The sequence below is a fragment of the Novosphingobium oxfordense genome (genome assembly GCF_044029435.1).
Classification (GTDB): domain Bacteria; phylum Pseudomonadota; class Alphaproteobacteria; order Sphingomonadales; family Sphingomonadaceae; genus Novosphingobium.
The window spans coordinates 1642581-1668729 of the sequence record NZ_CP147005.1; the positions used below are offsets into that span (position 1 = coordinate 1642581).

Genomic DNA, 26149 nt, shown 5'->3' on the forward strand with positions numbered 1-26149 from the left:
CTGATCAGCGCGCCTTGGCGATCGAGAAGCCGTGCTGGCGCGCGGCGTCCTTGGTCGATTCCTCGGTGCGGTTGAGGGCCTTGGCGATCTCCTTCAGACCCTTGCCCTTTCCGGCAAGGGTCTGGAGCTTCTGAAGCTCTTCGGGCTTCCAGGGCTGCTTGTGCTTGGCGATCTTGTCGCTCATTCGGCGGCCTCCTTCTTCGCGGCCTTCTTGGCAGGAGCCTTCTTGGCTGCGGGCTTCTTTTCGGCCGTCTTGGCGGCGCCGTCCTTCTTCGCGGCGGCCTTCTTCGGCGCGGCCTTCTTGGCAGGCGCCTTCTTCTTGCCCTTGGCGGGGCCCTTGGCAGCCTTCGCGTCGATCAGCGCGATCGCCTGCTCGGCGGTCAGATCCTCAGGCTTCTGATCGCGCGGCAGCGTGGCATTGGTGGTGCCGTCGGTCACGTAAGGCCCATAACGGCCCGCCATCACCTTGATCTCGCCCGCCGTCGTCGGATGGGCGCCCAGTACCTTGATCGGCTCCGCCTTGGCGCGCGCGCCGGCACCGCCACGGTTGGCGGCATCGGCCAGCATCGAGACCGCCGCGTTCATGCCGGTCTCGAACACTTCGGCCGTGTTGCGCAGGCGCGCATATTTGCCGTCATGCGCCAGATACGGCCCATAGCGACCGATGCTGGCGGTAATGTCGTTGCCGGTTTCCGGGTGCGGACCGATCGTGCGCGGCAGGCTGAGCAGCTTGATGCCCCATTCCAGCGTCAACTCGTCGATATCCTTCGGGATCGACGCACGCTTGGCTTCCTTGCCCTCGCCCAGCTGGATGTAGGGACCGAAACGGCCGGTGCGGCGCACGATCTCCAGACCCGTTTCCGGATCCTTGCCCAGCGCCTCGTCCTCGCCGCCGCCATCGGCGCTGCCGCCGGGCTGCGCGAACTTGCGCGTGTACTTGCACTCCGGATAGTTCGAGCAGGCGACGAAGGCGCCATAACGGCCGCCGCGCAGCGACAGGCGACCCTCTCCGCACTTGGGGCAGAGGCGCGGATCAGTGCCGTCGGCCTTCGGCGGGAACAGGTAGTCGGACAGGAACTCGTCCAGCGCCTCGGTCACTTCCGAGGGCTTCTTTTCCATCACTTCGTCCGACTTCGGCTTGAAGTCGCGCCAGAACGCTTCGAGCAGCGCCTTCCATTCCTGGCGGCCGCCGGAAACGTCGTCCAGCTCGTCCTCCATGCCCGCCGTGAATTCGTAGGCGACATAGCGCTGGAAGAAGCGTTCGAGGAACGAGGTCAGCAGACGGCCCGATTCCTCGGCGAAGAAGCGGTTCTTCTCGGTGCGAACGTAGTTGCGGTCCTTGATGACCTGGATCGTCGCCGCGTAAGTCGACGGGCGGCCGATGCCGAGTTCTTCCAGGCGCTTGACCAGGCTCGCTTCCGAATAGCGCGGCGGCGGCTGGGTGAAATGCTGTTCGGCAGTGACGTCCTTCTTCGCCGGCATGTCGCCGGACTTCATGAACGGCAGCAGGCCCGAATCGTCGTCGTCCGACTTGTTGTCCTGGCCCTCTTCATAGACCGCCAGGAAGCCGGGGAACTTCACGACCTGTCCGGTCGCGCGCAGTTCGTTCTGGCCGGTGCCGTCGCGCAGAGTAACGGTGGTACGCTCCAGCGCCGCGGAGGCCATCTGGCTGGCCATCGCGCGCTTGAAGATCAGGTCGTAGAGGCGGCCCTCGTCACCCGAACCATAACGGTCCTTGGTGAAGTCGGTCGGGCGGATCGCCTCGTGCGCTTCCTGCGCGTTCTTCGCCTTGGTTTCGTAGTGGCGCGGCTTTTCGGGCAGATAGTGGCCAGAGAACCGGTCCGAAATCGCCGCACGAGCGGCCGAGATCGCGCTCGGGTCCATCTGCACGCCGTCGGTACGCATGTAGGTGATCGCGCCCGCTTCGTAGAGCGTTTGCGCCACGCGCATCGTCTGGCTGGCGGAGAAGCCCAGCTTGCGCGCGGCTTCCTGCTGCAGGGTCGAGGTGGTGAACGGCGGCTGCGGATTGCGCTTGTGCGGCTTGGTTTCCACCGACTCGACGCGGAAGGCGCCAGCCTCGACCGCGGCCTTGGCGCGCAGCGCGGTGCCCTCGTCACCGATGCTCAGGCGATCGAGCTTCTTGCCCTCGAACGTTACCAGACGCGTGGTGAAGTCGGTGCCGTCATGCGCCATCTGCGCGGCGACGGACCAGTATTCCTGCGGCGTGAACGCCTCGATCTCACGCTCGCGGTCGACGATCAGGCGCAGCGCCACGGACTGCACGCGGCCGGCCGACTTGGCGCCCGGCAGCTTGCGCCAGAGCACCGGCGACAGCGTGAAGCCGAACAGATAGTCCAGCGCGCGGCGGGCCAGATAGGCGTCGATCAGGTCCTGATCCAGCTCACGCGGCTGGGTCATCGCCTTGGTGACGGTTTCCTTGGTGATGGCGTTGAAGGTGACGCGCTGCACGTCCTTGGGCAGCGCCCGGCGCTTGGCCAGCAGTTCCTTCACGTGCCACGAAATCGCCTCTCCCTCGCGATCAGGGTCAGTCGCGAGGATCAGACGATCGGCTTCCTTGGCCGCGTCGGTGATGGCCTTCACCTGGCGCTGCTTGTCGCCATAGAGTTCCCAATCCATCTCGAAGCCCTCGTCCGGGCGGACCGAGCCGTCTTTCGGCGGCAGGTCGCGGACGTGCCCGTAACTGGCGAGGACCTTGTAGTCCTTGCCCAGGTACTTCTCGATGGTCTTGGCCTTGGCCGGCGATTCTACGATGACTAGCTGCATTCGTTACTCTTATAGCCCCTACGCGCGCGCTCCCACGCGGGCGCATGTGTGTACACGCATAGGGTGAGAAGCTTTGGGGCGCTTCGTCAAGCACCCCAATGCGACAAAGGCAAGTCAGGCGAAGACCGTTTCCAGTCCATGATGCGCCTCACCCACAGCGCGATAGGAGGCAACCGCCAGGACCCAGCCCGCCAGCGTGCCGCCGGTTATGGCAATATTGAGCAGCGCGTTCTGCCACCAGACCACTTTCGCCATGTCATCGCTGCCCATTACAACGGCGCTTATGATCGGCACGATGATGAGTATGCCAACGATCAGATAGCCAAACGCGATCGGCACCCAGCAGCCACGGGTCGCTTGCCAACTTGCCGACAGTGCCGAGCTTGCACGCTCGCCGTTCGCCACGACGAAAGCAGGCGCCAGTGCCCAGCGCGCAGCCAGGAAAAGCCCAGGTACCACCAGCAATATCGCCCCAAACAAGATGCACAGCCCCGATATGAGGTTCGCCCCGAACAGCGACCCGAACCGGCGGCGTTCCCCGGTCACTCCCAGCGCAACTTCAACAAAGATGTATTGCACGAAAACCGAAACCGCGATGCTCACAGGATTGGCAAGCACCGCAGAAACACGATCCGCCACCGTGTAGGCGGTTGATATCCCGACGAGCAGGCCGGCAAGCAGCCCGCCGTTCTCCCGGACGACCCGCCCGCATTCCTGCGCAAGATCACCAATCCCAAGCCTGATTTCAGCCATTATCTTCCCCCCAAAGATCCGTTACAGGTTCACCGCCGCAATGTAGGGCGATGTTCCTTCACGCCGGTTAACTCAAGCTCACCCTGCCCCCCGCATGCCGCAGGAGCCTGCCCCCGATCTCCAGCTCCATCAATTCCATCTGGACCGCCGAAGGACTGGCGCCGGACTGGCGGATGAGTTCGTCCACCGCGACGGGCGCGTTGGTCAGCAGATCGGCGATCCCGGTCGGCGACGCCTGTTCGATCGCTTCCGCCATCGGCAGCGGATCGGGTCTTTCCGCGCGGAAGGTCGAGCGCGGAACGCCGTCAAAATGGGTGATCAGCTCGATCACGTCCTCCACCGACTGCACGAGCATCGCCCCGTCGCGGATCAGCTGATTGCAGCCGTGCGAACGTGGATCGAGCGGCGAGCCGGGTATCGCCATCACCTCGCGCCCCATCTCGCCCGCCAGCCGCGCGGTGATCAGCGAGCCCGACTTGGGCGCCGCCTCCACCACCACGGTGCCCGCGGCAAGCCCGGCAATGATCCGGTTGCGGGTGGGAAAATGGCGCGCCAGCGGCTCGGTTCCAGGGGGCTGTTCGGCCAGGAGCAGGCCCTGCGTGGCAACGCGGTCCTGAAGCTCGGCGTGTTCGGGCGGGTACGTCACGTCGATACCGCAGGCGATCACGCCGATCGTCGCGCCGCCCGCCAGCGCGCCCTGATGGGCCGCGCCGTCGATCCCCCGGGCAAGGCCCGAGACGACGGTGTATCCCGCCTCGGCCAGGCCCAGCGAAAGCTCGCGCGCAAGACGCATCGCACCGGCAGAGGCATTGCGCGCGCCGACCATGGCGATGCATGGCCTGCTCATCAACGATGTGTCTCCCCGCAGGGTCAGGATCGGCGGGGCGCCCTCGCTCTGGGCCAGCAGGCGCGGGTATTCGGGGGAATCGTGGAAGAGGTAACTGGCGCCGGCCTTGCGGATGCGGGCCACTTCGGCCTCCACCAGCCGCTCCGGCGCGGCCTGATAGCGGCGACCGGCACGACCGGCGAGTTCGGGCAAGGCCTCCACCGCCGCCACGGCACTGCCGCAGCGGGCAAGAAGCTGGCGATAGGTGACGGGGCCGATATTGGGCGAGCGCAGCAGGCGAATGCGCGCAAACGCCTCTTCCTGCGAGAGCCTGGCCTTGCTGTCCCCCTCCGCCAGGCTCACGGTTTCTTGCTGCTCCCCACGCGGGGCTCGGTGCCGGCGCGAAGACGGCCGATGTTCTCCCGGTGCTGGAAGATCACGATGGCGGCGATCACCGCCAGCACGCCGGCGGCCTGCGTTTCACCCAGCAGCAGCGCGGCGACCGGCGCGATCGCCGCAGCCGTCATGCCGGCAACCGAACTGATCCGCACGATCAGCAGCAGGCCGATCCAGGTCAGCGCGTATGCCGCGCCGATCGGCCAGGCGAGGCCGAATGCCACACCGGCCGTCGTGGCCACGCCCTTGCCGCCCTTGAAGCCCAGCCAGACCGGGAAGCAATGGCCCAGAAACGCGCCCAGCGCGCCAAGCCAGGCGAAACCTGGCCAGAAATGCGCGGCGATCAGCACGGCGGCAAGGCCCTTCAGCAGGTCCAGCAGCAGCGTTGCCGCCGCCAGCCCCTTGCGGCCGGTGCGCAGCACGTTGGTCGCGCCTATATTGCCCGATCCGATCGAGCGCAGATCGCCGGCGCCGGCAATGCGGGTGATGAGAAGGCCGAAGGGAATCGAACCGAGGGCGTATCCGAGAACGAGGGGAAGAATCCAATTCATGCCCGGTCTCTTAGCGCCTGAGGCGTGCAAGGCGAAGAGACTTGCAGCATTCGACATTGCCCTTCCCGCCCGGGCGCGGTTAACAGTGTGCAAGGTACAGGGAAAAACCATGCTTTCCGAAAATTCCGCCGTGTCGGCCATCCACCAGGTCGACCCCACAGCGCCGATCCTCGTTTTCGATTCGGGTGTCGGCGGGCTCACTGTGCTTGCCGAACTGCGCAACGTGCTGCCGCAAGCGCCCGTGATCTATGCCGCCGATACCGCCGGCCTGCCCTATGGCACCAAGACGGAGGCACAGATCGCCGCCCGGGTTGCCGGCCTGCTGGGCCGCATGACAGAGCGGTTCGCACCGCGCCTTGTCTGCATCGCCTGCAACACGGCCTCCACCATCGCGCTGGGCATGGTGCGGGAAGTGCTGGAAGTGCCGATCGTCGGCACCGTGCCTGCCATCAAGCCGGCCGCCGCGATGACCCGCAGCGGCACGATCGGCCTGCTGGGCACGCAGGCAACGATCCGGCAGGCCTATGTCGACAGGCTGGAGCGGGAATTCGCCTCTGACAAGCAGTTGCTACGCCACGGCGCGCCCGAACTGGTGGAAGCTGCCGAAGCGAAGTTGCGCGGCGAACCCGTCGATCCCGGCGCCATCCGCCGCGCTGCGGATGCCCTGCGATCGATGCCCGGCGGCGCGGATATCGACACGGTAGTCCTCGCCTGCACGCACTTTCCCCTGCTTGAAGAGGAACTGGCCGAAGCGTTCGGCCCCGGCGTCTCCTTCGTCCACGGTGCGCAAGGCATTGCCCGCCAGATCGCCCGCCTGACCGACGGGCAGGAATATGCTCGCCAGCATCCCGACCGGGCGCTATTCACCGGGACGAGGGACTTGTCCGCATCCTACGCCGATGCTCTGGCGCGATACGGACTGGAGGGGGGCGGACTGTTTTGACGCCGAGGCTGAATGCATTCCTGCTCGCCGTGCTGATGCTCGTCGGGCTGCCGCTCTACTGGTTCCAGTTCGATTCCAGCGCGCCCGAAGCCCGCGCAAAACCGCTGAATATCGACGAATTGCGAAACCTGGCCAATTCGGACAAGGGCCAGCATCCCACCGAAGTCCGGCATGAACTGGTGGGCATGCGCATGTCGCTCCACAACCAGCTTGCCGCCGGCACCGGGCTGCGCCCGATCCGAGTCGGCGTGCGCGCGTTCGAACTGCTGATCCCGCGATCGCGCCCTATCGTGATCGATGCCGGCACCACGGCGAAAATTGCCAGCGACAACGGCGTGACGGATTTCGACGCGTTCGCCCAGCAACGGATCGATCACGAAGTGTCCGAGGCCGGGCTGCGCCTGCGCCTGCTGGACCATCCCGTCCATCGCGGAAATCCGGAAGTCCGCTCCCCCAATGCGCAGCCGCTGCCCGATCTGGGAGACGGTGCACCGCGCGCGGTCGCCCCAGGCGTGGTGGTCATTCCGCAACCGGGCCTGCCGGAGGAGGCCAGAATGGTCTTCGTGCAACTGGCGGACGGGCGCGAATTCCTGTTCACCGGCGATGTCGCGCAAGTCACCGAGAGTTGGCAATCGATCCGCCCCGGCGCGCGCACGCTGGCGGACATCGGGCACCCGGAAAAACGCACGGCGATCGCCTCGTGGTTGATGGCGATCAATGCGCTTCACCACGCCGCGCCCAAGATGGTCATCGTGCCGGGCCATGACCCGGCGGCACCCCAGGGCATCCCCTGGGGTTTCGCCCATTTCTGAAAGCACGCCCCGAATGCGAAAAATTCGCCTGCGCGACGATTTATTTCACGCCGATCCCGGGGCGATATCGATCACAGTAACTGATACAAGCGGCTGGTCAGGCTTCCAGCGATGCGGTATTGGCGCGCAACAACAGGTAGAAGCCTCTTACGGCCAGTGCAGGATAGAGCCCAGGTGAACTACGAGCATATTTTCGAACAGGCGATCGAACGCCTGCACTCCGAAGGTCGCTATCGCGTCTTCATCGATATCCTGCGCAACAAGGGCGCCTATCCCAACGCACGCTGCTTCGCCGGCCACAATGGGCCGAAGCCGATCACCGTGTGGTGTTCGAACGACTACCTCTCGATGGGCCAGCACCCCAAAGTGATCGAGGCGATGGAAGAGGCGCTGCACGACGTTGGCGCCGGCTCCGGCGGCACCCGCAATATCGGCGGCAACACGCACTACCATATCGAGCTTGAGCAGGAACTGGCCGACCTTCACGGCAAGGAAGGCGCGCTGCTGTTCACCTCGGGCTATGTCTCGAACGACGCTACGCTCTCCACGCTGGCAAAGCTGCTGCCGGGCTGCGTGATCTTCTCGGATGAGCTGAACCACGCCTCCATGATCGCCGGCATCCGCAATTCGGGTTGCGAAAAGAAGGTCTGGCGCCACAACGACCTTGAGCATCTTGAGGAACTGCTGGCCGCCACCGATCCGAACCTGCCCAAGCTGGTGGCTTTCGAGTCGGTCTATTCGATGGACGGCGACATCGCGCCGATCCACGCGATCTGCGACCTGGCAGAGAAGTACAACGCCCTCACCTATATCGATGAAGTTCACGCGGTCGGCATGTACGGCCCGCGCGGCGGCGGCATCACCGATCGGGACGAGGCGGCGCACCGCATCAACATCATCGAAGGCACGCTGGGCAAGGCGTTCGGCGTGATGGGCGGCTATATCGCGGCCGACCAGAAGGTGATCGACTGCATCCGCAGCTATGCGCCGGGCTTCATCTTCACCACCTCGCTCTCCCCGGTGCTGGTGGCGGGCGTGCTCGCTTCGGTAAAGCACCTCAAGAGTTCCAGCGTGGAGCGTGAGGCGCAGCAGCGCTCCGCCGCCCTGCTCAAGCAGATGTTCCGCGATGCCGGGCTGCCGGTGATGGATTCCACCACGCACATCGTGCCGCTGATGGTGGGCGATCCGGTCAAGGCCAAGAAGATCAGCGACATCCTGCTGGCCGAATACGGCGCCTACGTGCAGCCGATCAACTTCCCCACCGTGCCGCGCGGCACCGAACGCCTGCGCTTCACGCCCGGACCGACGCATACCGAAGCGATGATGCGCGACCTGACCGACGCCCTGGTAGAGATCTGGGGCCGGCTGGAGATGCGCTTGGCCGCCTGACCCGGCTATCGCTTTCGCAGCGGCAATATAATCTTTTCACGAAAGGGCCTCCGCACGCGCGAGAGGCCCTTTTCATTTGGCCCCGGCACCCCAACTTGCCAGCCGTCGCAGGCGTCGCGGATGACGCCCCTCTCCCCCCAATGCGACGACATGACCGGAAGGACCCGCATGGCCAAGCTTTTCGAACCGATCTCCCTCGGCAAGCTCCCCCTCGCAAACCGCATCGTCATCGCGCCGATGTGCCAATATTCCGCCGAAGACGGCAAGATGACCGACTGGCACGTCCAGCACCTTGGCAACCTGTCCCAATCGGGCGCCGCCATTCTCACCATCGAGGCGAGCGCCGTCAGCCCCGAAGGCCGGATCTCCTACGCCGACGTCGGCCTGTGGGATGACGAGACCGAAGCGGCCATGGGCAAGGTCCTGGAATCGGTGCGCCGCTGGTCGGACATGCCCATCGCCATCCAGCTTGCCCATGCCGGCCGCAAGGCCAGCACCGCCAAGCCCTGGGACGGTGGCGGCCAGATCGCCCCTCAGGACGCGAACGGCTGGCAGACGGTCTCTGCATCGGACATTCCCTTCCTTCCGCATGAGAACGCGCCCCAGGCGCTCGACAAGGCCGGTCTTGCCCGTATCCGCGATGCCTTTGCCGATGCCGCCCGCCGCGCCGCCCGTCTGGGCATCGACGCGATCCAGATTCATGGCGCCCACGGCTACCTGCTCCATCAGTTCCTCTCCCCGCTCTCCAACACGCGGACGGACGAATATGGCGGCAGCCTTGAGAACCGCATGCGCTTCCCGCTGGAAGTCTACGACGCCGTGCGCGCCGCCTTCCCCGCCGACAAGCCGGTAACCGTGCGCGTCTCCGGCACCGATTGGGTGGAAGGCGGCTGGGATGTCGAACAGACGATCGCCTTTGCCAAGGTACTGGAAGCGCGCGGGTGCGACGGTTTCCACGTTTCCAGCGGCGGGCTTCATGCCGACCAGAAAATCCCGGTCGGCCCGAACTATCAGGTCCCCCTCGCCCGCAAGGTGAAGGAAGCGGTCGAGACGATGCCCGTCATCGCCGTGGGCCTGATCACCGAGCCCGAACAGGCCGAAGCCATTGTCGCCACCGGCGATGCGGACATGGTCGCGATCGCGCGCACCGTGCTCTACGATCCGCGCTGGCCTTGGCACGCCGCCGCCGCACTGGGCGCAAAGGTCAAAGTCTCTCCGCAATTCCTGCGCAGCCAACCGCACGGCTTGAAGGACCTGTTCACCGCGGACTGAGCAGGCCTGCCGCCAAACGAAAAAGGCCCCCGGTCATTATGACCGGGGGCCTTTTCTCTGTTCGATCTGCCTACGCTCAGCGAAGCGAGACGACGTTGTCCGAAACGCGCGGATCCTTGCGGTCGCCGCTGTAGAGGCTCGCCATCGGCTCGTCCGAAACGGTCACCACATCGCCGGTGCCGAATCCATTGAACGCGGTGCGCATGGCCGCGCCATAGGCGCCCAGCATGCCCACTTCGATCCAGTCACCCGCCTTGATGTCGGCCGGCAGCATGAACGGGCCTTCCATGAAGTCCGCATCGTCGCAGGTCGGGCCGTAGAACGAGAACTCCTGAAGTTCCTCCGAACGCTGGCCGTCACGCGCGATGCAGGCAACCGGGAAACGCCATGCCACGTGCGCCGCATCGTAGAGCGCGCCATAGGCGCCCTCGTTGATGTAAAGCTCGTCACCGCGACGCTTCTCGATCTTGACGATCATCGAGCTGTATTCGGCGGAGAGCGCACGGCCCGGCTCGCACCACAGTTCGGCGTTGTACGCGATCGGCAGCGCTTCGAAGTGGCGGTGGATGATCTGGAAGTAATCTTCCAGCGGCGGCGGTTCCATGCCCGGATAGACCGAGGGGAAGCCCCCACCGACGTCGATCATGTCGATAACGACGCCCGCGTCGGCGATCGCCGCACGCACGCGCTCCAGCGCCTGCACATAGGCAAACGGCGTCATCGCCTGCGAACCGACATGGAAGCACACGCCCAGCCAGTCGGCCACCTGGCGGGTAGCCTGCAGCAGCGGGCCGGCGTCAGCCAGATCGATGCCGAACTTGGAAGCAAGGCTCAGCTCGGAATATTCGGACGAAACGCGAAGACGCACGCAGAGGCGCAGGTCGGTCGCCTGATTGCCCGCCTGATCGGTGGTCGCTTCGACGATCTTCTCGACTTCCTCGATGGTGTCGAGGCTGAAGGTGCGCACGCCATGTTCGAAATAGGCTTCGCGAACCGCGCTCGCGGTCTTGACTGGGTGCATGAAGCACAGGGTCGCGTCCGGCAGGGTCTTGCGGACCATGCGGACTTCACCGATCGAGGCTACGTCGAAATGCGTGATCCCATTGTCCCACAGGATCTGGATGAGATCCGGCGAGGGGTTCGCCTTTACGGCATAGAGCGACTTGCCCGGAAACTTCGTGGCGAAGAAACGAGCAGCGCGCGCAGCAGCATGCGGGCGATTGAGGATAACTGGTTCGTCAGGCGCGAGGGTGCGCGCTACGGCCGGTGCATCAAGATGTTCGAGCAACTCAAGGGACCCCCAAACGGAATTGTTAGCGAAAAGCTGCCTTGCGGTTTGGAAGTCCCCATGGGGCAGCGAGGGGCCGGATATAGGGCTGAGCAGATGAATCGCAAGTGAAAAAATACCCCTTTCATGAAAACGTCACAAAAGGGTCATTCAAGACACCCGCAAGCACCTGCCAGTCCAGATTTATCCTGACTGGTCCGATAGTTAAGGGAAGACCCTATAGGCATTACGCAAAAGGCCCTTGCCCAACACTTCACGGTTAAAACGCAGTAAGGCACGATCGGGTTGACCCGACTCGCCCCCTTCGGGACCGGCCGAGATCAAGGCAGGATGGGCCGAAGCGGGATGGACGAACCACCCCGCCTTCGTGCACCTTTCCCATCAGCTCAGGCGGGCGCGGAAATCCTCGTAATCGAAGCGGCGGATGCATTCGAGCGAGTCCGATTCCGAATCCCACAGCCAGATCGACGGCAGCGGAACGCCGTTGAAGGTCGTGGTCTTGACCATCGAGTAATGCGCTTGGTCCAGAAATGCGAAGCGCATGCCGGGCTCCGGCCTTTCGGGCAGAACATAGTCGCCGATCACATCGCCCGCGAGGCAGGACGGCCCGCCAAGGCGCACCGGCTGGCCGTCGCCATCCTCGCGCTCGCCCAGCATGGCGGGGCGATAGGGTGCCTCGATCACGTCGGGCATGTGGCAGGTGGCCGAGATGTCCACCACTGCCACCGGCATGCCGTTGTGCCCGATGTCCAGCACGCTGCCGACCAGGATGCCGGCGTCGAGCGCCACGGCCTCACCCGGCTCCAGATAGACTTCGGCCCCGGTGTCTTCCTGAAGATCGATCAGGAATTCCACCAGCTCGTCGCGCTGGTAATCGGCGCGGGTGATATGGTGCCCGCCGCCCAGATTGATCCACTTGAACTGGCCGAAGAAGGGTTCGAGATAGTCGAACGCCTTGTCCCAGGTGCGGCGCAGCGGTTCGAAATCCTGCTCGCACAGCGTGTGCATGTGGATGCCGTCGATCATCTCGATGTGATCCTCGGTCAACTGGTCGATCGGGAAGCCCAGGCGCGAATGCGGCGCGCAGGGGTCGTACTTCGGCACTTCGCCTTCGGGGTGCATCGGATTGACGCGCAGCCCGATGTCGAAGTCCTCACCGCGCGCGCGGGCAGCCTCGATCTGCTCCCAGAAGCGCTCGATCTGCATCGGCGAGTTGAAGATCACATGGTCCGACAGACGCAGGATCTCGTCGAGGTCTTCCGCCTTGTAGGCCGCGCAATAGGTCGCGATCTCGCCATCGTAGAACTCGCTGGCAAGCCGCGCTTCCCACAGGCCGGAAGTGCAGACGCCGTCGAGGTACTCGCCCACGATCGGCGCGGTGGACCACATCGAGAAGGCCTTGAGCGCGGAGAGCACCTTGGCGCCCGAACGCTCGCCGATGTCGGCAAGGATGCGCAGGTTTTCGCGCAGTTTCGCGGCATCGACCACGAAGCTGGGGCTGTCGACGCGCGACAGGTCGAAGTGAACGAAGGCTCCCGGATCGCCGGCGCGGGTTTCCATGACGAGTTCAGTCCTTTTCGGTCAAAGGCAGGACATCGCGCAACAAGACGGCGAAGACCTTGCCCGGCTCCTCGATCATTCCGAGGTGGGCCGAATTTTCCAGCCAGATGGTCTTCTTCGACGGCGCCTGCAAGTGGTCCATCCACTCGCCGGCCAATGCGGCGTCGGTGGTATGGTCGTGGCGACCGATCATCATGACCACCGGCACGTTCATGCGGGTGAGCTTGGTGTAGCTGACATCGGCCAGCCGCGGCCAGAGGCGGGTAACCGTATATTCGGATCCCTGGCCCCAGGCCTTGATGTCGTCCGGTGTATAAAGCGGCGAAAGGCGCGGCGCCTTCAGGTAGAAATCCGCGTTCTCACGCCCCCAGGCCAGTGAGCCGTAGGGAATCGCGAACTGGCGCCAGCCGTCGGCCTTCTCGATGGTGAAGCCCTGATCGGGATAGGGGCGCAGCGCCTCCACGGCGGCGACCGCCTTGGCATCGCCGCGCCGCTTCGCCTCGGCAATGGTTCAGGCCATGCCGCGCCGCTCGCTCTCCTTGAAATCGATGATCTGGCCTAGCCCGACATAAGCGTGGAGGAGATCGGGCCGCTTCGCCGCCACTGCCATGCCCACAGCCGATCCCCAGCTATGACCGAGAACGACCACCTTGCGCTTGCCGTAGCGCTTCTGCAGCCACGCGATCAGTTCGATGGCATCGTCGCGATAGCGCTCCAGCGTGAGCGTCGGCGCCAGTGCCGCGGGATCGTTGAGCGGATAGGATCGCCCTGCCCCGCGCTGGTCCCACTGGACGACGGTGAAGTAGTCTTCCCAGGGCCGCTGGAAGGCCCAGGCGATCGGCATCTCCACTGCGCCGGGCCCGCCGTGGATGAACAGCAGGATCGGATTGCCGCGATCGGCACCGCGAATGTTGACGACCTGCTTTGCGCCGCCAAGCGTGACGATCTGCGTCTCATCCACGCCCTTCGCGGCAACGATGCGATCGATATCGGCGATCACCGCGCGGCCGGGCGCATAAGGATCAGCCGGTTGAGCATGGGCCAGCGATGTCAGCGCGCAGCAGGCCAGAACGGCCGCCAACGCGCGCTTCATCCGAACGGTCCTTTGAAGATGAACCATGCCCCTGCCCCCACCAGCGAGAAACCGACAATCTCGTTCAACCCCGGCTTCTGCCCGAACAGCGCCCATGCCACCAGCACGAAGGCGGTGAGCGAAAACGCCTCCTGAAGCACTTTCAGCTGGCCCAACGAGTAGACCTGGCTGCCGATCCGGTTGGCCGGCACCGCAAGGCAATATTCGAAGAAGGCGATGCCCCAGCTCATCGCCACAGCCACCCACAGCGCCTTGCCCGGCATCTTGAGGTGCAGATACCAGGCGGTGTTCATGAACAGGTTGGAGCCCGCCAGAAGAGCAACCGGCGCTACGAAATTCCAGTTCATCGGTAATGTCTCAGTCGACGCAGATCGCGGCGGGCGCCTTGCCGTCGCGGACTTCGGCATAGCAGCCGTAGAGCTTGTCATCCGCCTGGCACTGACCGACGGCGGGCTTATCGGGGGAGACTGCACCGGCGCTCGCCACGCATTTGCCCTCGCACTGCGACTTGTCGGTGCAGGTCTTCCCGGCATCGGCAAAGCGGCGGACGCACTGCTCCGTGCCGATCCGGCCGCGCCGCTGCACGGTGCCGCCGGATTGTTCGCACGCAGCCCGGTCTGCCGCGCTCATCTCGCGCGCAAAACCGCCGGGCTGCGAAGTTTCCCCTGTCGGCGCGCCAGTCGGCGCAACAGGCGGCTGGGGACCGTCCTGCGGCGCGCAGGCGGCAAGCGCCAATGCGCCCGCGAGAACGGTCCACAGCCCGCGCATCAGAACGCCAGCGGTCCGTCGAGTTCCTCGACCGTCCACGGCAGGCCGTGCTTGTTCAGCATGTCCATGTAGGGATCGGGATCGAACTGCTCCATGTTGAACACACCCTCGCCCGACCATGCGCCGGTCAGGATCATGGCCGCGCCGATCATCGCCGGAACGCCGGTGGTGTAGCTGACCGCCTGGTTGCCGGTTTCGGCATAGGCATCTTCGTGGTCGCAGATGTTCTTGATGTAGAACGTCTTCTCACCCGAACCGTCCAGCGCTTCGCCGGTCGCGATATCGCCGATGTTGGTCTTGCCCTTGGTGGTCGAGCCAAGCGAGCTGGGCTCGGGCAGCACGGCCTTCAGGAACTGGAGCGGAATGATTTCCACGCCGTTGTAGATCACCGGATCGATGCGCGTCATGCCGACGTTCTGCAGCACGGTGAGGTGCTTGATGTACTCGTCACCGAAAGTCATCCAGAAGCGCGCGCGCTCCATTTCCGGGATGAACTTGGCGAGGCTTTCCAGTTCCTCGTGGTACATCATGTACATGTTCTTCGGGCCGACGGCCTCGAAGTCGAAGCTCTGCTTCACGCCCATCGCCGGGGTTTCGACGAATTCGCCGTTTTCCCAGTGGCGCGCCGGCGCGGTGACTTCGCGGATGTTGATTTCCGGGTTGAAGTTCGTCGCGAAGGCCTGACCGTGATCGCCGCCGTTGCAGTCCAGAATATCCAGCGTGCGGATGGTCTTCAGCTTGTGCTTCTTCAGCCACATCGCGAAGACCGAGGTAACGCCCGGATCGAAGCCCGAACCCAGCAGCGCCATCAGACCAGCCTGCTTGAAGCGCTCCTGATAGGCCCACTGCCAGTGGTATTCGAACTTGGCCACGTCCTTGGGCTCATAGTTCGCGGTGTCCATGTAGTGCGTGCCGGTGGCAAGGCACGCGTCCATGATCGCAAGATCCTGATAGGGCAGCGCCAGATTGACGACCAGCTTCGGGCCGATCGAGCGGATCAGCGCCGAGGTCGCCTCAACATCGTCGGCATCGATCGCATATGTGCTGATCGTCACGCCGGTGCGCTGCTTCACCAATTCGGCGATCGCTTCGCACTTGGAAACCGTGCGGCTGGCGAGATGAATGTCGGAAAAGATATCCGGATTCATCGCCATCTTGTGGACCGCGACCGAACCGACGCCACCTGCGCCGATCACCAGAACCTTGCTCACCACTCTATCTCCTTGAACGCGCAAGCCGCGAAAGGGCCGCATATAGTGCCCTCGTGTGACAACTCAACTCTATGCGTTTGCAGCCAGCAAGGTCTCTGTTTCAATACCCAATTGCCCTACCTTGCCGGAACCGCGTCGCAGCCTTTATCCGCCCGACCTCACGCCCCGTTCGCGAAAGCCCGCCGAAGCCCGCTCCGCTGCCGCTTTCGACCGTCACCGCTGGCCGGCGGGACTGTCATAAACAGCCATCATCCCGTCATCACCCGGTCACCGGGCAGAGGCATTGCCGCCACGACACGCCGAACTGGCACCGGGGGACCACTACCAATGCCACACGCACGCCCTGCTTCCGATCTTATCGAGGGAGCGGTCGTCCGCTCGGAATCCTCCCGCGCCGCCCGCCTGCTGGACAAGGCTTTCGCGCTTGCCTTCAAGGGCCTGGTCTACGCGCAGATCTGGGAAGACCCGGTAGCGGACATGGCGGCGCTGCAGATCGGTCCGGACAGCCGCGTGCTGACGATCGCCAGCGGCAGCTGCAACGCGCTTTCCTACCTCACCGCGAATCCGGCCGCGATCACCTGCGTGGATCTCAACACCGCGCACATCGCGCTGGGCCGCCTGAAGATCGCCGCGATCCGCAACCTGACCGAATATGCCGATCTGCGCAGCTTCATCGCCGAAGCCGACAAGCCCGAAAACGCCCGTATCTACCGCGAAAAGCTGGCCCCGCACCTCGACGAAGCAACTCGTCGCTACTGGGAAGGCCGCGATCTGGTCGGCCGCCAGCGCATCAAGGGTTTCACGCGCGGCATCTACAAGCGCGGGTTGCTGGGCCACTTCATCGGCGCGGCGCATGTCCTCGCCAAGCTCTACAAGATCGACCCCAGCGAGATTCTCGGCGCCGAAACCCTCGAAGAACAACGCCGCGTGTTCGACGAACGCTTCGCGCCGATCTTCGAGCGCAAACTGGTGCGGTGGCTCACCGACCAGCCCGCCTCGCTCTTCGGTCTCGGCATCCCGCCCGCGCAATATGACGCGCTCGCCGGTGGCCAGCGCATGGCGGACGTGCTCCGTGCGCGCCTTGAAAAGCTGGCCTGCCACTTCCCGCTGAACGACAACTACTTCGCGTGGCAGGCCTTCGGGCGCGGCTACGGCCGCGAAGCCAAGGCTCCCCTGCCGCCCTATCTTCAGGAAGGCAATGTTGCCCAGGTGCGTGAGCGGCTGGAACGGTTGACGCTTCGCCACGCAAGCTTCACGCAAGTGCTTCAGGACAGCGCAGATGCCTCGTTCGATCGCTATATCCTGCTCGACGCGCAGGACTGGATGAGCGACGCGCAACTGACCGAGCTGTGGAGCGAGATCACCCGCACCGCCCGCCCCGGCTCGCGCGTGCTGTTCCGCACTGCCGCCGAACCCACGCTGCTGCCGGGCCGCGTGCCTGAGGAAATCCTGTCGCGCTGGGACTATCGCGAAGAGGAATCGCGCGCGGCGACCGAGGGCGATCGCTCCTCGATCTACGGCGGCGTCCACCTTTACGTGTTGAAGGACTGACGGTGTCGGAGACCGCCCTTCCCGCCGACCATGCCGCACTGATGGACCGCGTCTATCGCGGCCAACGCCACATCTACGACCTGACGCGCAAGTACTACCTGTTCGGTCGTGACCGGCTGATCCGCGAGCTTGACGCCGCGCCGGGCATGGCGGTGCTGGAAGTGGGCTGCGGCACCGGGCGCAATCTGGAACTCGCCCGCAAAGCATGTCCCGGCGTGGCCCTGCACGGCTTCGACATCTCCAGCGAGATGCTGAAGAACGCGCGCAAGCGGCTTGGCGAGCAGGCCGTGCTAGTTCCTGGTGACGCCACTCGCTTCGATCCCCAGGCGCTGTTCGGGCGCGAAGGGTTCGACCGCATTTTTCTATCCTACACACTGTCGATGATCCCCGGCTGGCAGGATGCGCTATCGCGTGCGGTGGCGGCGCTTTCCCCCGGCGGCGTGCTTCATGCCGTCGATTTCGGCGACCTCGCGGGCCTGCCTTCCCCCTTGCGGGCGGGCCTGCGGGGCTGGCTGGAAAAATTCCACGTCACCCCCCGGCTGGACCTGCCGATCACGGCCGCGCGAATTGCCGGCGATCGCGGGCTCTCGGTGGAATTCACGCGCGGTCCGTTCGGTTATTACCAGATGGTGCGCCTCGCTCGCTAAGGCTGCGCCGATAAACATGGTTGCGGCTATGCCGGCGGGCACAGTTGCGGCTATGCCGATCGCCATGAACGCAATTCCACACCGCCGCCCGACCCGCGAAGGGGTCATCGAAGCCGCTACCAAAGTCGCGGCAATCCTGCCGCGCACGCCGCTGCTGCCGCTGGAAGTCGAAGGCCGCACGATCTGGTGCAAGGCCGAAAGCCTCCAGCCGGTCGGCGCCTTCAAGATCCGCGGCGCCTGGCACCGCCTGACCGCGCTTTCCGATGAGGAGCGCCAGCGCGGCGTCGTCGGCGTTTCCAGCGGCAACCACGCACAGGGCGTCGCCTGGGCGGCGCAGAGGCTGGGCATCACCGCCGCCATCGTCATGCCGACCGATGCGCCGGAAGTGAAACTGGCCAATACCCGCGCACTGGGCGCCGAAGTCGTGCTGTACGACCGCCCCGGCGGCGAGGATCGCGACGAAGTATCGCAGCGCCTCTGTGCAGAGCGCGGCGCAACGCTGGTTCATGCCTTTGGCGACCCCTGGATCATTGAGGGTCAGGGTAGCGTCGCCATCGAGATCGCCGCTCAGATGGCCGAACTTGGCCTTGATGGCCCCGACCTGATCGTCACCCCTTGCGGTGGCGGCGGGCTGACGGCGGGCCTTGCGCTCGCCCTGCCCGACGCGGCCGTGATCCCGGTGGAGCCCGAGGGGTGGGACGACGTCTGCCGCAGCCTTGCGAGCGGAGAGATCCAGCGCGTTGCCGCCGACGCGCCACCCACCGCGTGCGACGCGTTGCAAACGCCCGCGACGTGGCCGGTGAATTTCGAAGTGCTGAAGGCGCGCTGCCCCTTCGGTCTGATCGCCACACCCGCCGAAGTGCGCGCGGCGCAGCGCCTAGCTTTCGCCAAGCTGCGTCTGGTGATCGAGCCCGGCGGCGCGGCGGCGCTGGCCGCCGTGCTGGCCGGCAAGGTGGAACTGACCGACCGCACCGCCGTTGTGCTTTCGGGCGGCAATACCGATGCGGAAGCCTTCGCCAAGGTATTGGCCGGAAACGCCTAAGTACTGGATTGACAAGAGGGCCAGCGCGGCGGACGCTCCCTTGGAAAGCAAGGGAGCGTCCAATGACTGGAGTGGCAATCCTGCAACCCGCGGTCGCGCTGGCGGCCTGGACCATGGTGATGTGGTTCTGGCTCTACGGATCGCGCATTTCCTCGTTCGGGAAAGTCGATCCGGAAGAGTTGATCGACGATCCCCACGTCTCCCTCGACCATGTGCTGCCGCCGCAGGTCGAATGGAAAGCCCACAATTACCGTCACTTGCTGCAGGATCCGGTGATATTCTATGCGATATCGCTCACCCTGGCATTCCTGCGGCTGGGGGACGGGCTGAACACGCAAGTGGCCTGGGCCTATGTCGTGTTCCGGGTGCTGCATTCGATCGTGCAGACCACCTTCAACCAGATGGTGCCGCGCTTCGCGCTCTATGCGCTTTCCAGCTTCTGCCTGATGTTTCTGGTCGCTCGCGCAGCGCTTGCGATGTTCTAGACGAAACTTCCGGACGGGAGTACGCTTCCCCGGTGGGAGCGCGTAGTTCGGGAGATGCTGCGTGAAGACAGTTCGTCGGCAATTGGCCAGTGCGCCGGTATGTTGGGCCGTCCTCGTTCTGGAGGTGGGTTTTCTTGTCCTGACCTTAGCGGTCCTCGTCAACAAGGTCATGCAAACTAGCTGGAACCTCAGTTGGTCGCTGTTCTTCGTCGGCGTGATCGGCAGCGCGTGGGGCGCGGTGATCTACCAGTTGCTGTCCTGCAATGCCGATGAGACCGAGAGCGACGGGAACGCGTGACGTTTCGGCCTGATCGCTGCTAAGGCGGGTTCATGGATTTCGACGACCAGCTTCGCCGCTACTTCGGCACCGACGATCTTGCGACCATCGCGCCCATCACGTTGGAAACCGGGCTGGACCGGATGCGCGTGGACCTGGGCATGGAGAAGGACCGCGCGCGGCGCTTCGCGCTGTGGTCCCTGCTCTACATGTTCGGCGCCTCGCCCGATCTGGACGTTGCGTTCGACAATGAGGACGATCGCAACGCCGCGCGGGACTTCATGGACATGATGGCGAAGGCGCAAGAGAGCGACTGACGCCAAGTGGCTGAGGTATGACCTCAGCCGCGCTCGAAATAGCTTGCCAGTTCGACGTGGGTGGACCAGCGGAACTGACCCACCGGGCGCAGTTCCACCAGCCTGAAGCCCGCCTCGATCAAGCGTGCCGCATCGCGCGACCAGCTTGACGGATTGCACGAGATATAGACCACCCGGCCCACGCTGGAATCGGCGATGCAATCCACCTGCTCGCGCGCACCGGCGCGCGGCGGGTCCAGCACCACCGCATCGAACTTGCTGAGTTCGTCGGGCTGGAGCGGGTTGCGGAACAAGTCCCGGTGCGCGCTGAAAACCGGCAGTTGCGCGCGGTCCGCGGCGGATTTGCAAGCCAGATGCGCGTCGCGGGCGGCTTCGGCGGCCAGAACCTTGGTTTCCGGCCCGGCAAGCGCCAACGCGAAAGTGCCGAGGCCCGAAAACAGGTCCGCCACTGTCGCCGCGCCCGTCAGCCACGTCTTGGTCGCGGCAACCAGCGCCTCCTCACCATCGACGGTCGCCTGCAGAAACGACCCCGGCGGAAGCGGTACATGAACGGCACCTAGCGTGACTGTAACCGGCACCGGCTCCCACACGGTCTCGAAACCGTAGCCGCCATCCATGGTCAAACGCGCAAGGCCATGTTCGCGCGCAAAATCGAGCATCGCCTCGGTCGCCGAAAGCCCCTCTGCGGTCAGCCCCTTCACGCCCAGATCGACGCCCTGGTCGGTCAGCGTCATCTCGATATCGGCGGCCATGCGGGTCTGCTGGTGCTTGCCCGGCTTGCCATGGCGGCCCTTCTTCGCCGGAGCGGCCTTGCCCATGGTGATCAGCAGCTTGCGCAGCGGGCCCAGCACCGCGAACAGCTCCGGCGCCATGACCGGGCATTCTTCCAACTCGACCAATCGGTGGGACTTCGCCTCACGGAATCCGATGGCCACGCGCCCGCCGGAGCTTTCGGCGCGCAACGACACGCGGCGGCGCGCATGCGGCGGCGAGAGGTACGGCGGCGCGATCGTTTCCGCGCCCAGTTCCTGAGAGGCGGAGGCATTAGCCACGCGCCCTTCCACGAAGGCCGCCAGCGTTTCCTCGTCCAGCTGCTGAAGCTGGCAGCCGCCGCAGCGGCCGAAATGGGTGCAGACCGGCTGGATATGATGCGGCCCCCATTCCAGGGTGCCGTCTTCATGCAGCAGGTCGCCCGGCGCCGCGCCCCACGCGAAGCGGCCGGATGCGGTTACGCCATCGCCCTTGGCGGCGATGCGCAGAATCGTTTCGGGAATTTCTTCGGTTTCTGTGGTCACAGGCAGGCCGCTAGCGCAGCCGGGACCATTTGTCTAAGCTGACCGGCGGTAAACGCCGGCGGACAGCGCCGCGCGGCCTCTCCATGCAGCCAGACACCCTCGCATGCCGCCGCAAATCCCGCGACTCCGGCAGCAAGGCGGCTGGCGATGCACCCGGCCAGCACATCGCCCGTCCCCGCCGTCGAAAGCCACGAAGTCGCGCGCGAGGCGCAGGCGATCCGCCCGTCCGGCGCGGCGATCACCGTGTCCGGCCCCTTGGCGACGACGATCATGCCGCCCGCTTTGGCGAGTGCAACAGCGCGCTCGGCCTTGCTGCCGGTGCCTTCGCAATCGAAGGCGCGCTCCAGCGTCATCAATTCCCCCTCATGCGGAGTCACCACCGTCGCCCCGCCCCGCTCGGTGAGGTGGCGCGGGCCGAGCAGCACCAGCCCGTCCGCATCGACCACCGCCGGAACCCGGTCCGCCAGCGCGATCGTCAGCCGCTCCCGCGCGGTAGTGTCGCGGCCAAGGCCCGGCCCGACCAGCACCGCCGTATTGCGGTCATCGGTCAGCACATCGATCAGCGCGCTCTGATCCACCACCAGATCGGCCGGCACATTGCGCTTGCTGTCGGCAAAGAGCTTCACATAGCCCGCCCCTGCCCCCTGCGCGGCCAAGCTGGCCAGCACCGCCGCGCCCGGCATCGCCCCGCCGACGACCGCCAGCAGCCCGCGCCTATACTTGTGCGCATCGACAGCTGGCACTCCGATCCGGGGCTTGGCCAATGCAACCGCCGCCCCATCCACGGGCGCAACGCCGATCGGAACCTGCCGCAACCTGCCCATCATGGCCGTTGCCGGCATCAGAAAATGCGCGAATTTCCAGGCGCCCAGCGCCAGTGTCGCATCGTAGCCGGGCAGACCCTGATTGAGCAGCATCCCGGTGTCCGACTGAACGCCGCTCGGCAGGTCCAGAGCGATGCGATGGTGATGCGCCCGTGCCAACCGCAACAGCAGCGCCAGATCCCCGGGATTGAGCGGACGCGTCAGGCCGCTGCCGTAGAGGCAATCGACGAAGACATCGCCATGCGCCTCGGCATCCGCCCCCAGGACCGCGCCGTGATAGCGCGAGCGGGCGTCGCGCGCGGCATCCGTGCGGGGCTCTCCCCCCGCAACCACGGTCACCTGCCCGCCCCGTTCGCGAATGGCCTCGGCAATCACATAGCCGTCGCCGCCATTGTTGCCGAGCCCGCAAAGCACGGTGACCGACCGTCCCGCCGAAACCCGCCAGACCCATTCCGCCGCACCCAGCCCGGCGATCCGCATCAGCGCCTCTACCGAGGAACCCGCCGCGATCAGCGCGTTTTCCGCCGCGCGCATCTGCGCGACGGTCAGGATCTGGTCATTCTGGGGGAGCAGCCTGTGGGGCATGGGATTTCCTCGTCGCCGGGAACACATAGCGGTCGGCCCCGACGGAGAGGTCGAGCCTGTCGCCTTCCAGCCTTGTTACCGCCACTTGCGCCCCATCGGCAACCACCAGTCCGCGCCCGTCGTTCACCACCGTAAAACGGCGAAAGCCGCCGTCCGGATGGCGGACCAGCAAAGTGAGGCCATCCGCGCCCTGGATTCGCTCCACCGCGCAGATCGGCTTCAGTTCGCCGGAACCGGAGACGGCGCAGGGAATATGCTCATCCCCCTCCGCCACCTTTGGTGCCTCCTTAGGCGAGGAACAGGCAGCGAGGGCCATAACGAGGGCGATAGCGATGAGCGAGCGTGCCATCCCCTTTCGCTACAAGGACTTTCCGGCCGACAGCAAGCGTCCGTCCGCCGCAGCCCGAGAATGGCACACTTACACAAGGGCCAATCCAATGTTAGGCTACCCGAATTCTGTCGAGGGAGAGCATAACGATGCCGCTTATCGAACGCGCCGCCCGGGCTCTGGCGAAAGCCGAACACGGAACCGACGACTGGAATACCCTGACCCCACAAGATCGCGAGCAATTCAAGGAAACCGCGCGGGAAGTCGTGAAGGCGCTGCGGGTTCCCACGCCGGGAATGTGCCTTGCCGGCGAACACCTGCTGAAAAAGGATCGCGGCCTGACCGTCAGCATCAGCGATGTACATGACGCCTGGCAGAACATGGTGGACGAAGCCGTCCGGCTGGTCCCCGTCAGCGACGGATAGGCTCCCTTTCCAGTCGTCATTGCGAGCGTGGCGAAGCGATCCAGTGCGACGAGGAACCGCCGCTGGATTGCTTCGTCACGCTTGCAATGACGAGATTGGGATGAATTTTGGGAAAAGGGAGCATGGATACGCGCGGCGCCCCATGCCCCCCCCCTTTGAACCTTACTTCCGCTTGAGCTGCGTCACATCGCGCACCGCGCCCTTGGCGGCGCTGGTGGTCATCGCCGCATAGGCCTGAAGCGCGGCCGAAACCTTGCGCGGACGCGGGTGGACCGGCGACCATGCATCGGCGCCGCGCGCTTCCTGTTGAGCGCGGCGATGCGCCAAAATCTCGTCCGAAACCATCAGGTTGATGGTGCGGCCGGGGATGTCGATCTCGATCGTGTCGCCGTTCTCGACAAGGCCGATGGCGCCGCCCTCAGCCGCTTCCGGCGATGCGTGACCGATCGACAGGCCCGACGTGCCGCCCGAGAAACGACCGTCGGTCAGCAGCGCGCAGGCTTTGCCGAGGCCCTTCGACTTCAGGTAGCTGGTGGGATAGAGCATTTCCTGCATGCCCGGCCCGCCACGCGGCCCTTCGTAGCGAATGACGACGACGTCACCCGCGCCGACCTGACCGCCAAGGATGCCCGCGACCGCCGCGTCCTGCGATTCGTAGACACGCGCGGTGCCGGTGAACTTCAGGATCGAATCGTCCACGCCGGCCGTCTTCACGATGCAGCCGTCCTGCGCGATATTGCCGTAGAGCACGGCAAGGCCGCCGTCCTGGCTGAACGCGTGCTCCTTGCTGCGGATCACGCCGTTCTCACGGTCGAGGTCGAGTTCTTCCCAGCGGCGGCTCTGGCTGAAGGCGGTCTGCGTCGGCACGCCGCCCGGCGCGGCCTTGAAGAATTCCTGCACCGAAGGCGCGTTGGTGCGCGAAATGTCCCAATGGTTCAGCGCGTCGCCCAGCGTCTTGGCATGGACGGTCGGCAAGTCGGTGTGCAGCAGGCCCGCACGGTCGAGCTGGCCGAGAATCGCCATGATGCCGCCGGCGCGGTGAACGTCTTCCATGTGGACGTCGTTCTTCGCGGGCGCGACCTTGGACAGGCACGGCACCTTGCGGCTGAGGCGGTCGATATCCTCCATCGTGAAGTCCACGCCCGCCTCGACGGCGGCGGCCAGCAGGTGGAGCACGGTGTTGGTAGAACCGCCCATGGCGATGTCCAGGCTCATGGCGTTCTCGAACGCGCCGAAGCTGGCGATGGCGCGCGGCAGGACGCTTTCGTCCTCCTGCTCGTAATAGCGGCGGCACAGGTCCACCGCGAGGCGGCCGGCTTCGAGGAACAGCCGCTGGCGATCCGAGTGGGTCGCCAGGGTCGAGCCGTTGCCCGGCAGCGAGAGGCCCAGCGCTTCGGTCAGGCAGTTCATCGAGTTGGCGGTGAACATGCCCGAGCAGGAACCGCAAGTCGGGCAAGCCGAACGCTCGATCGCCTGGACTTCCTCGTCCGTGTAGCTTTCGTCGGCGGCGGCAACCATGGCGTCCACCAGATCGAGTGCCTGCTCCTTGCCGCGCAGCACGACCTTGCCCGCTTCCATCGGTCCGCCCGAAACGAAGACAACCGGAATGTTGATGCGCAGCGCGGCCATCAGCATGCCCGGCGTGATCTTGTCGCAGTTGGAGATGCAGACCATGGCGTCCGCGCAGTGGGCGTTGACCATGTATTCCACGCTATCCGCGATCAGGTCACGGCTGGGCAGCGAATAGAGCATGCCGTCATGGCCCATGGCGATGCCGTCATCCACCGCGATGGTGTTGAATTCCTTGGCGACGCCGCCGGCCGCCTCAATCTCGCGCGCGACCATCTGGCCCAGGTCCTTCAGGTGGACGTGGCCGGGCACGAACTGCGTGAACGAGTTCACCACCGCGATGATCGGCTTGCCGAAGTCCGCATCCTTCATGCCCGTCGCGCGCCAGAGGCCACGCGCGCCCGCCATGTTGCGGCCGTGGGTGGAAGTGCGTGAACGATAGGCGGGCATTGTGCGAACTCCGGAATTGGTCATGGGGGCGGCGCGCGATGGCGACCGTCTTGCCGCGCCCCTACGCGATGTGCGGGGGTTTTGCGAGGCATAAAATTTCCGGAAATACGCTTTTTGCTTTTCGGATCGTGCGAGATCAGAGTTCCGGCGGCGGTCCGTAGCGGTTCTCCCCCGCAGTTCCGGACCGGGCAAGCAGCAGCACCAGGACGCCCAGCGCGCCGAGATAGCAAAGGTTGCTGACGAACAGCAGGCCGAACAGGCTCATGTCCGGCTCCGCCGCCGTGAAGAGCTTGGGCATCTGCGCGAAGGAGAAGAACAGGAACGGCAGCGGCAGCAGCCCCCATGTGCCGGCGCGGCCGGTGTCATGAAGCCGGCGCGCCACGGCCGCGGCGAGCAGGACGATGGTGACGGCCATCAGCCCCTCCATCGTCGCCGCCAGCCCGCCGATGTCGGGCATCAGTTCGGGGTGATTGCCCTGGATGGCGATCTCGTAATGGCCCGGCCCCGAGGTGACCGTGGCTTGATCGGGATGCTCGCGCACGAATTGCTGCATCCGGGTCACCGTGTCGAACACCCTGGGCAGCATGACCGCGAAAGTGGCCAGGAAGTTCAGGCCGATCACGATCCCAACCCAGGGCCAGAACTTCGCGCGCACTTCCCGGCCCGAGAATTTCGCAAGCCGTACAAGATGATAGCCGATCATGACGT

Annotated in this window: 28 protein-coding genes; 11 read left to right on the plus strand and 17 right to left on the minus strand. The window is 65.2% G+C overall.

The window, feature by feature from the left end:
* Positions 1 to 4: 4 nt before the first annotated feature.
* The 5 genes from WBP07_RS07580 to plsY form a co-directional block, all read right to left on the minus strand.
* Positions 5 to 184: a hypothetical protein gene (locus WBP07_RS07580; RefSeq protein ID WP_313440627.1), complete on the minus strand. Its 180-nt coding sequence runs from the start codon at positions 182 to 184 to the stop codon at positions 5 to 7.
* The gene (gene topA, locus WBP07_RS07585) at positions 181 to 2784 is read right to left on the minus strand and encodes a type I DNA topoisomerase (protein ID WP_395395225.1); all 2604 of its coding nucleotides are present in this window, start codon (positions 2782 to 2784) and stop codon (positions 181 to 183) included. The genes WBP07_RS07580 and topA overlap by 4 nt, the downstream gene beginning before the upstream one ends.
* A gap of 114 nt (positions 2785 to 2898) precedes the next feature.
* Positions 2899 to 3537: a hypothetical protein gene (locus WBP07_RS07590; RefSeq protein ID WP_395395227.1), complete on the minus strand. Its 639-nt coding sequence runs from the start codon at positions 3535 to 3537 to the stop codon at positions 2899 to 2901.
* Positions 3538 to 3604: 67 nt separating this feature from the next.
* Positions 3605 to 4726: a DNA-processing protein DprA gene (gene dprA, locus WBP07_RS07595; protein WP_395395228.1), complete on the minus strand. Its 1122-nt coding sequence runs from the start codon at positions 4724 to 4726 to the stop codon at positions 3605 to 3607.
* Entirely contained in the window at positions 4723 to 5310 is a 588-nt protein-coding gene (plsY, locus tag WBP07_RS07600) for a glycerol-3-phosphate 1-O-acyltransferase PlsY (protein ID WP_395395229.1), read from the minus strand. Before plsY ends, dprA begins: the two co-directional genes overlap by 4 nt.
* Before the next feature lie 109 nt (positions 5311 to 5419).
* On the opposite strand from plsY, the gene murI reads away from it, so the two are divergent.
* The 4 genes from murI to WBP07_RS07620 all read left to right on the plus strand — a co-directional run bounded on the left by murI (position 5420) and on the right by WBP07_RS07620 (position 9726).
* Entirely contained in the window at positions 5420 to 6253 is an 834-nt protein-coding gene (gene murI, locus WBP07_RS07605) for a glutamate racemase (RefSeq protein WP_395395230.1), read from the plus strand.
* Positions 6250 to 7065 carry a hypothetical protein gene (locus tag WBP07_RS07610; RefSeq protein ID WP_395395231.1) on the plus strand — a complete coding sequence of 272 codons (816 nt, stop codon included), beginning with the start codon at positions 6250 to 6252 and terminating at the stop codon, positions 7063 to 7065. The genes murI and WBP07_RS07610 overlap by 4 nt, the downstream gene beginning before the upstream one ends.
* 174 nt (positions 7066 to 7239) lie before the next feature.
* Positions 7240 to 8454, plus strand: a complete 1215-nt coding sequence (gene hemA, locus WBP07_RS07615; RefSeq protein WP_395395233.1) for a 5-aminolevulinate synthase — start codon at positions 7240 to 7242, stop codon at positions 8452 to 8454.
* Positions 8455 to 8622: 168 nt separating this feature from the next.
* Positions 8623 to 9726 (plus strand): NADH:flavin oxidoreductase/NADH oxidase, encoded by a 1104-nt coding sequence (locus tag WBP07_RS07620; protein ID WP_395395753.1) that lies wholly within the window; start codon positions 8623 to 8625, stop codon positions 9724 to 9726.
* 76 nt (positions 9727 to 9802) lie between these two features.
* On the opposite strand, the gene WBP07_RS07625 is transcribed toward WBP07_RS07620, so the two are convergent.
* The 7 genes from WBP07_RS07625 to WBP07_RS07655 all read right to left on the minus strand — a co-directional run bounded on the left by WBP07_RS07625 (position 9803) and on the right by WBP07_RS07655 (position 15646).
* The gene (locus WBP07_RS07625; protein WP_395395234.1) at positions 9803 to 11014 is read right to left on the minus strand and encodes a type III PLP-dependent enzyme; all 1212 of its coding nucleotides are present in this window, start codon (positions 11012 to 11014) and stop codon (positions 9803 to 9805) included.
* A gap of 381 nt (positions 11015 to 11395) precedes the next feature.
* Positions 11396 to 12574, minus strand: coding sequence for a carboxynorspermidine decarboxylase (locus WBP07_RS07630; RefSeq protein ID WP_395395236.1), 1179 nt, complete (start codon positions 12572 to 12574; stop codon positions 11396 to 11398).
* Positions 12575 to 12581: 7 nt separating this feature from the next.
* Complete coding sequence (locus WBP07_RS07635) at positions 12582 to 13037, minus strand: hypothetical protein (protein ID WP_395395238.1); 456 nt, start codon at positions 13035 to 13037, stop codon at positions 12582 to 12584.
* Positions 13038 to 13085: 48 nt separating this feature from the next.
* Complete coding sequence (locus WBP07_RS07640; protein WP_395395240.1) at positions 13086 to 13667, minus strand: alpha/beta fold hydrolase; 582 nt, start codon at positions 13665 to 13667, stop codon at positions 13086 to 13088.
* The gene (locus WBP07_RS07645) at positions 13664 to 14014 is read right to left on the minus strand and encodes a DMT family protein (protein ID WP_395395242.1); all 351 of its coding nucleotides are present in this window, start codon (positions 14012 to 14014) and stop codon (positions 13664 to 13666) included. Before WBP07_RS07645 ends, WBP07_RS07640 begins: the two co-directional genes overlap by 4 nt.
* 10 nt (positions 14015 to 14024) lie before the next feature.
* Positions 14025 to 14435, minus strand: coding sequence for a hypothetical protein (locus WBP07_RS07650; RefSeq protein ID WP_395395244.1), 411 nt, complete (start codon positions 14433 to 14435; stop codon positions 14025 to 14027).
* Positions 14435 to 15646, minus strand: a complete 1212-nt coding sequence (locus WBP07_RS07655; RefSeq protein WP_395395246.1) for a saccharopine dehydrogenase family protein — start codon at positions 15644 to 15646, stop codon at positions 14435 to 14437. Before WBP07_RS07655 ends, WBP07_RS07650 begins: the two co-directional genes overlap by 1 nt.
* A gap of 327 nt (positions 15647 to 15973) precedes the next feature.
* Here WBP07_RS07655 and WBP07_RS07660 point away from each other — a divergent pair, with 327 nt between their 5' ends.
* The 6 genes from WBP07_RS07660 (at position 15974) to WBP07_RS07685 (ending at position 19965) form a co-directional block, all read left to right on the plus strand.
* Positions 15974 to 17197 (plus strand): DUF3419 family protein, encoded by a 1224-nt coding sequence (locus WBP07_RS07660; protein ID WP_395395248.1) that lies wholly within the window; start codon positions 15974 to 15976, stop codon positions 17195 to 17197.
* A 41-nt stretch (positions 17198 to 17238) separates the two neighbouring features.
* Complete coding sequence (locus tag WBP07_RS07665; protein WP_395395754.1) at positions 17239 to 17844, plus strand: class I SAM-dependent methyltransferase; 606 nt, start codon at positions 17239 to 17241, stop codon at positions 17842 to 17844.
* A gap of 64 nt (positions 17845 to 17908) precedes the next feature.
* Complete coding sequence (locus WBP07_RS07670; RefSeq protein ID WP_395395250.1) at positions 17909 to 18886, plus strand: threonine/serine dehydratase; 978 nt, start codon at positions 17909 to 17911, stop codon at positions 18884 to 18886.
* Between the two features lie 62 nt (positions 18887 to 18948).
* Positions 18949 to 19371, plus strand: a complete 423-nt coding sequence (locus WBP07_RS07675; protein ID WP_395395252.1) for an MAPEG family protein — start codon at positions 18949 to 18951, stop codon at positions 19369 to 19371.
* A gap of 61 nt (positions 19372 to 19432) precedes the next feature.
* A complete protein-coding gene (locus WBP07_RS07680) occupies positions 19433 to 19669 on the plus strand; it encodes a hypothetical protein (RefSeq protein ID WP_395395254.1) in 237 nt (78 codons plus the stop codon).
* A gap of 32 nt (positions 19670 to 19701) precedes the next feature.
* Positions 19702 to 19965: a hypothetical protein gene (locus tag WBP07_RS07685; RefSeq protein ID WP_395395256.1), complete on the plus strand. Its 264-nt coding sequence runs from the start codon at positions 19702 to 19704 to the stop codon at positions 19963 to 19965.
* 23 nt (positions 19966 to 19988) lie between these two features.
* Here WBP07_RS07685 and WBP07_RS07690 read toward each other — a convergent pair whose 3' ends face one another.
* Genes WBP07_RS07690 through WBP07_RS07700 form a run of 3 tightly spaced genes read right to left on the minus strand, consistent with a single transcriptional unit; the run spans position 19989 to position 22943 of the window.
* On the minus strand, positions 19989 to 21260 hold the full coding sequence (locus WBP07_RS07690) for a class I SAM-dependent RNA methyltransferase (protein ID WP_395395258.1): 1272 nt from the start codon (positions 21258 to 21260) through the stop codon (positions 19989 to 19991).
* Complete coding sequence (locus tag WBP07_RS07695; RefSeq protein WP_395395260.1) at positions 21257 to 22669, minus strand: bifunctional ADP-dependent NAD(P)H-hydrate dehydratase/NAD(P)H-hydrate epimerase; 1413 nt, start codon at positions 22667 to 22669, stop codon at positions 21257 to 21259. Before WBP07_RS07695 ends, WBP07_RS07690 begins: the two co-directional genes overlap by 4 nt.
* Complete coding sequence (locus WBP07_RS07700) at positions 22641 to 22943, minus strand: hypothetical protein (RefSeq protein WP_395395262.1); 303 nt, start codon at positions 22941 to 22943, stop codon at positions 22641 to 22643. Before WBP07_RS07700 ends, WBP07_RS07695 begins: the two co-directional genes overlap by 29 nt.
* A 203-nt stretch (positions 22944 to 23146) precedes the next feature.
* On the opposite strand from WBP07_RS07700, the gene WBP07_RS07705 reads away from it, so the two are divergent.
* On the plus strand, positions 23147 to 23422 hold the full coding sequence (locus WBP07_RS07705) for a hypothetical protein (protein WP_395395264.1): 276 nt from the start codon (positions 23147 to 23149) through the stop codon (positions 23420 to 23422).
* 162 nt (positions 23423 to 23584) lie between these two features.
* Here the strand turns inward: WBP07_RS07705 and ilvD are convergent, their stop codons facing one another.
* On the minus strand, positions 23585 to 25441 hold the full coding sequence (gene ilvD, locus WBP07_RS07710) for a dihydroxy-acid dehydratase (RefSeq protein WP_395395266.1): 1857 nt from the start codon (positions 25439 to 25441) through the stop codon (positions 23585 to 23587).
* A 136-nt stretch (positions 25442 to 25577) separates the two neighbouring features.
* Positions 25578 to 26144 carry a DUF805 domain-containing protein gene (locus WBP07_RS07715; RefSeq protein WP_395395268.1) on the minus strand — a complete coding sequence of 189 codons (567 nt, stop codon included), beginning with the start codon at positions 26142 to 26144 and terminating at the stop codon, positions 25578 to 25580.
* Positions 26145 to 26149: the final 5 nt, after the last annotated feature.

Bases quoted from the DNA above. Each gene is read 5' to 3' on its own strand.
- WBP07_RS07580 (WP_313440627.1), bottom strand. From the start codon at position 184: ATGAGCGACAAGATCGCCAAGCACAAGCAGCCCTGGAAGCCCGAAGAG.
- topA (WP_395395225.1), bottom strand. From the start codon at position 2,784: ATGCAGCTAGTCATCGTAGAATCGCCGGCCAAGGCCAAGACCATCGAG.
- WBP07_RS07590 (WP_395395227.1), bottom strand. From the start codon at position 3,537: ATGGCTGAAATCAGGCTTGGGATTGGTGATCTTGCGCAGGAATGCGGG.
- plsY (WP_395395229.1), bottom strand. From the start codon at position 5,310: ATGAATTGGATTCTTCCCCTCGTTCTCGGATACGCCCTCGGTTCGATT.
- murI (WP_395395230.1), top strand. From the start codon at position 5,420: ATGCTTTCCGAAAATTCCGCCGTGTCGGCCATCCACCAGGTCGACCCC.
- WBP07_RS07620 (WP_395395753.1), top strand. From the start codon at position 8,623: ATGGCCAAGCTTTTCGAACCGATCTCCCTCGGCAAGCTCCCCCTCGCA.
- WBP07_RS07630 (WP_395395236.1), bottom strand. From the start codon at position 12,574: ATGGAAACCCGCGCCGGCGATCCGGGAGCCTTCGTTCACTTCGACCTG.
- WBP07_RS07640 (WP_395395240.1), bottom strand. From the start codon at position 13,667: ATGAAGCGCGCGTTGGCGGCCGTTCTGGCCTGCTGCGCGCTGACATCG.
- WBP07_RS07645 (WP_395395242.1), bottom strand. From the start codon at position 14,014: ATGAACTGGAATTTCGTAGCGCCGGTTGCTCTTCTGGCGGGCTCCAAC.
- WBP07_RS07650 (WP_395395244.1), bottom strand. From the start codon at position 14,435: ATGCGCGGGCTGTGGACCGTTCTCGCGGGCGCATTGGCGCTTGCCGCC.
- WBP07_RS07660 (WP_395395248.1), top strand. From the start codon at position 15,974: ATGCCACACGCACGCCCTGCTTCCGATCTTATCGAGGGAGCGGTCGTC.
- WBP07_RS07665 (WP_395395754.1), top strand. From the start codon at position 17,239: ATGGACCGCGTCTATCGCGGCCAACGCCACATCTACGACCTGACGCGC.
- WBP07_RS07670 (WP_395395250.1), top strand. From the start codon at position 17,909: ATGAACGCAATTCCACACCGCCGCCCGACCCGCGAAGGGGTCATCGAA.
- WBP07_RS07675 (WP_395395252.1), top strand. From the start codon at position 18,949: ATGACTGGAGTGGCAATCCTGCAACCCGCGGTCGCGCTGGCGGCCTGG.
- WBP07_RS07685 (WP_395395256.1), top strand. From the start codon at position 19,702: ATGGATTTCGACGACCAGCTTCGCCGCTACTTCGGCACCGACGATCTT.
- WBP07_RS07695 (WP_395395260.1), bottom strand. From the start codon at position 22,669: ATGCCCCACAGGCTGCTCCCCCAGAATGACCAGATCCTGACCGTCGCG.
- WBP07_RS07705 (WP_395395264.1), top strand. From the start codon at position 23,147: ATGCCGCTTATCGAACGCGCCGCCCGGGCTCTGGCGAAAGCCGAACAC.
- ilvD (WP_395395266.1), bottom strand. From the start codon at position 25,441: ATGCCCGCCTATCGTTCACGCACTTCCACCCACGGCCGCAACATGGCG.
- WBP07_RS07715 (WP_395395268.1), bottom strand. From the start codon at position 26,144: ATGATCGGCTATCATCTTGTACGGCTTGCGAAATTCTCGGGCCGGGAA.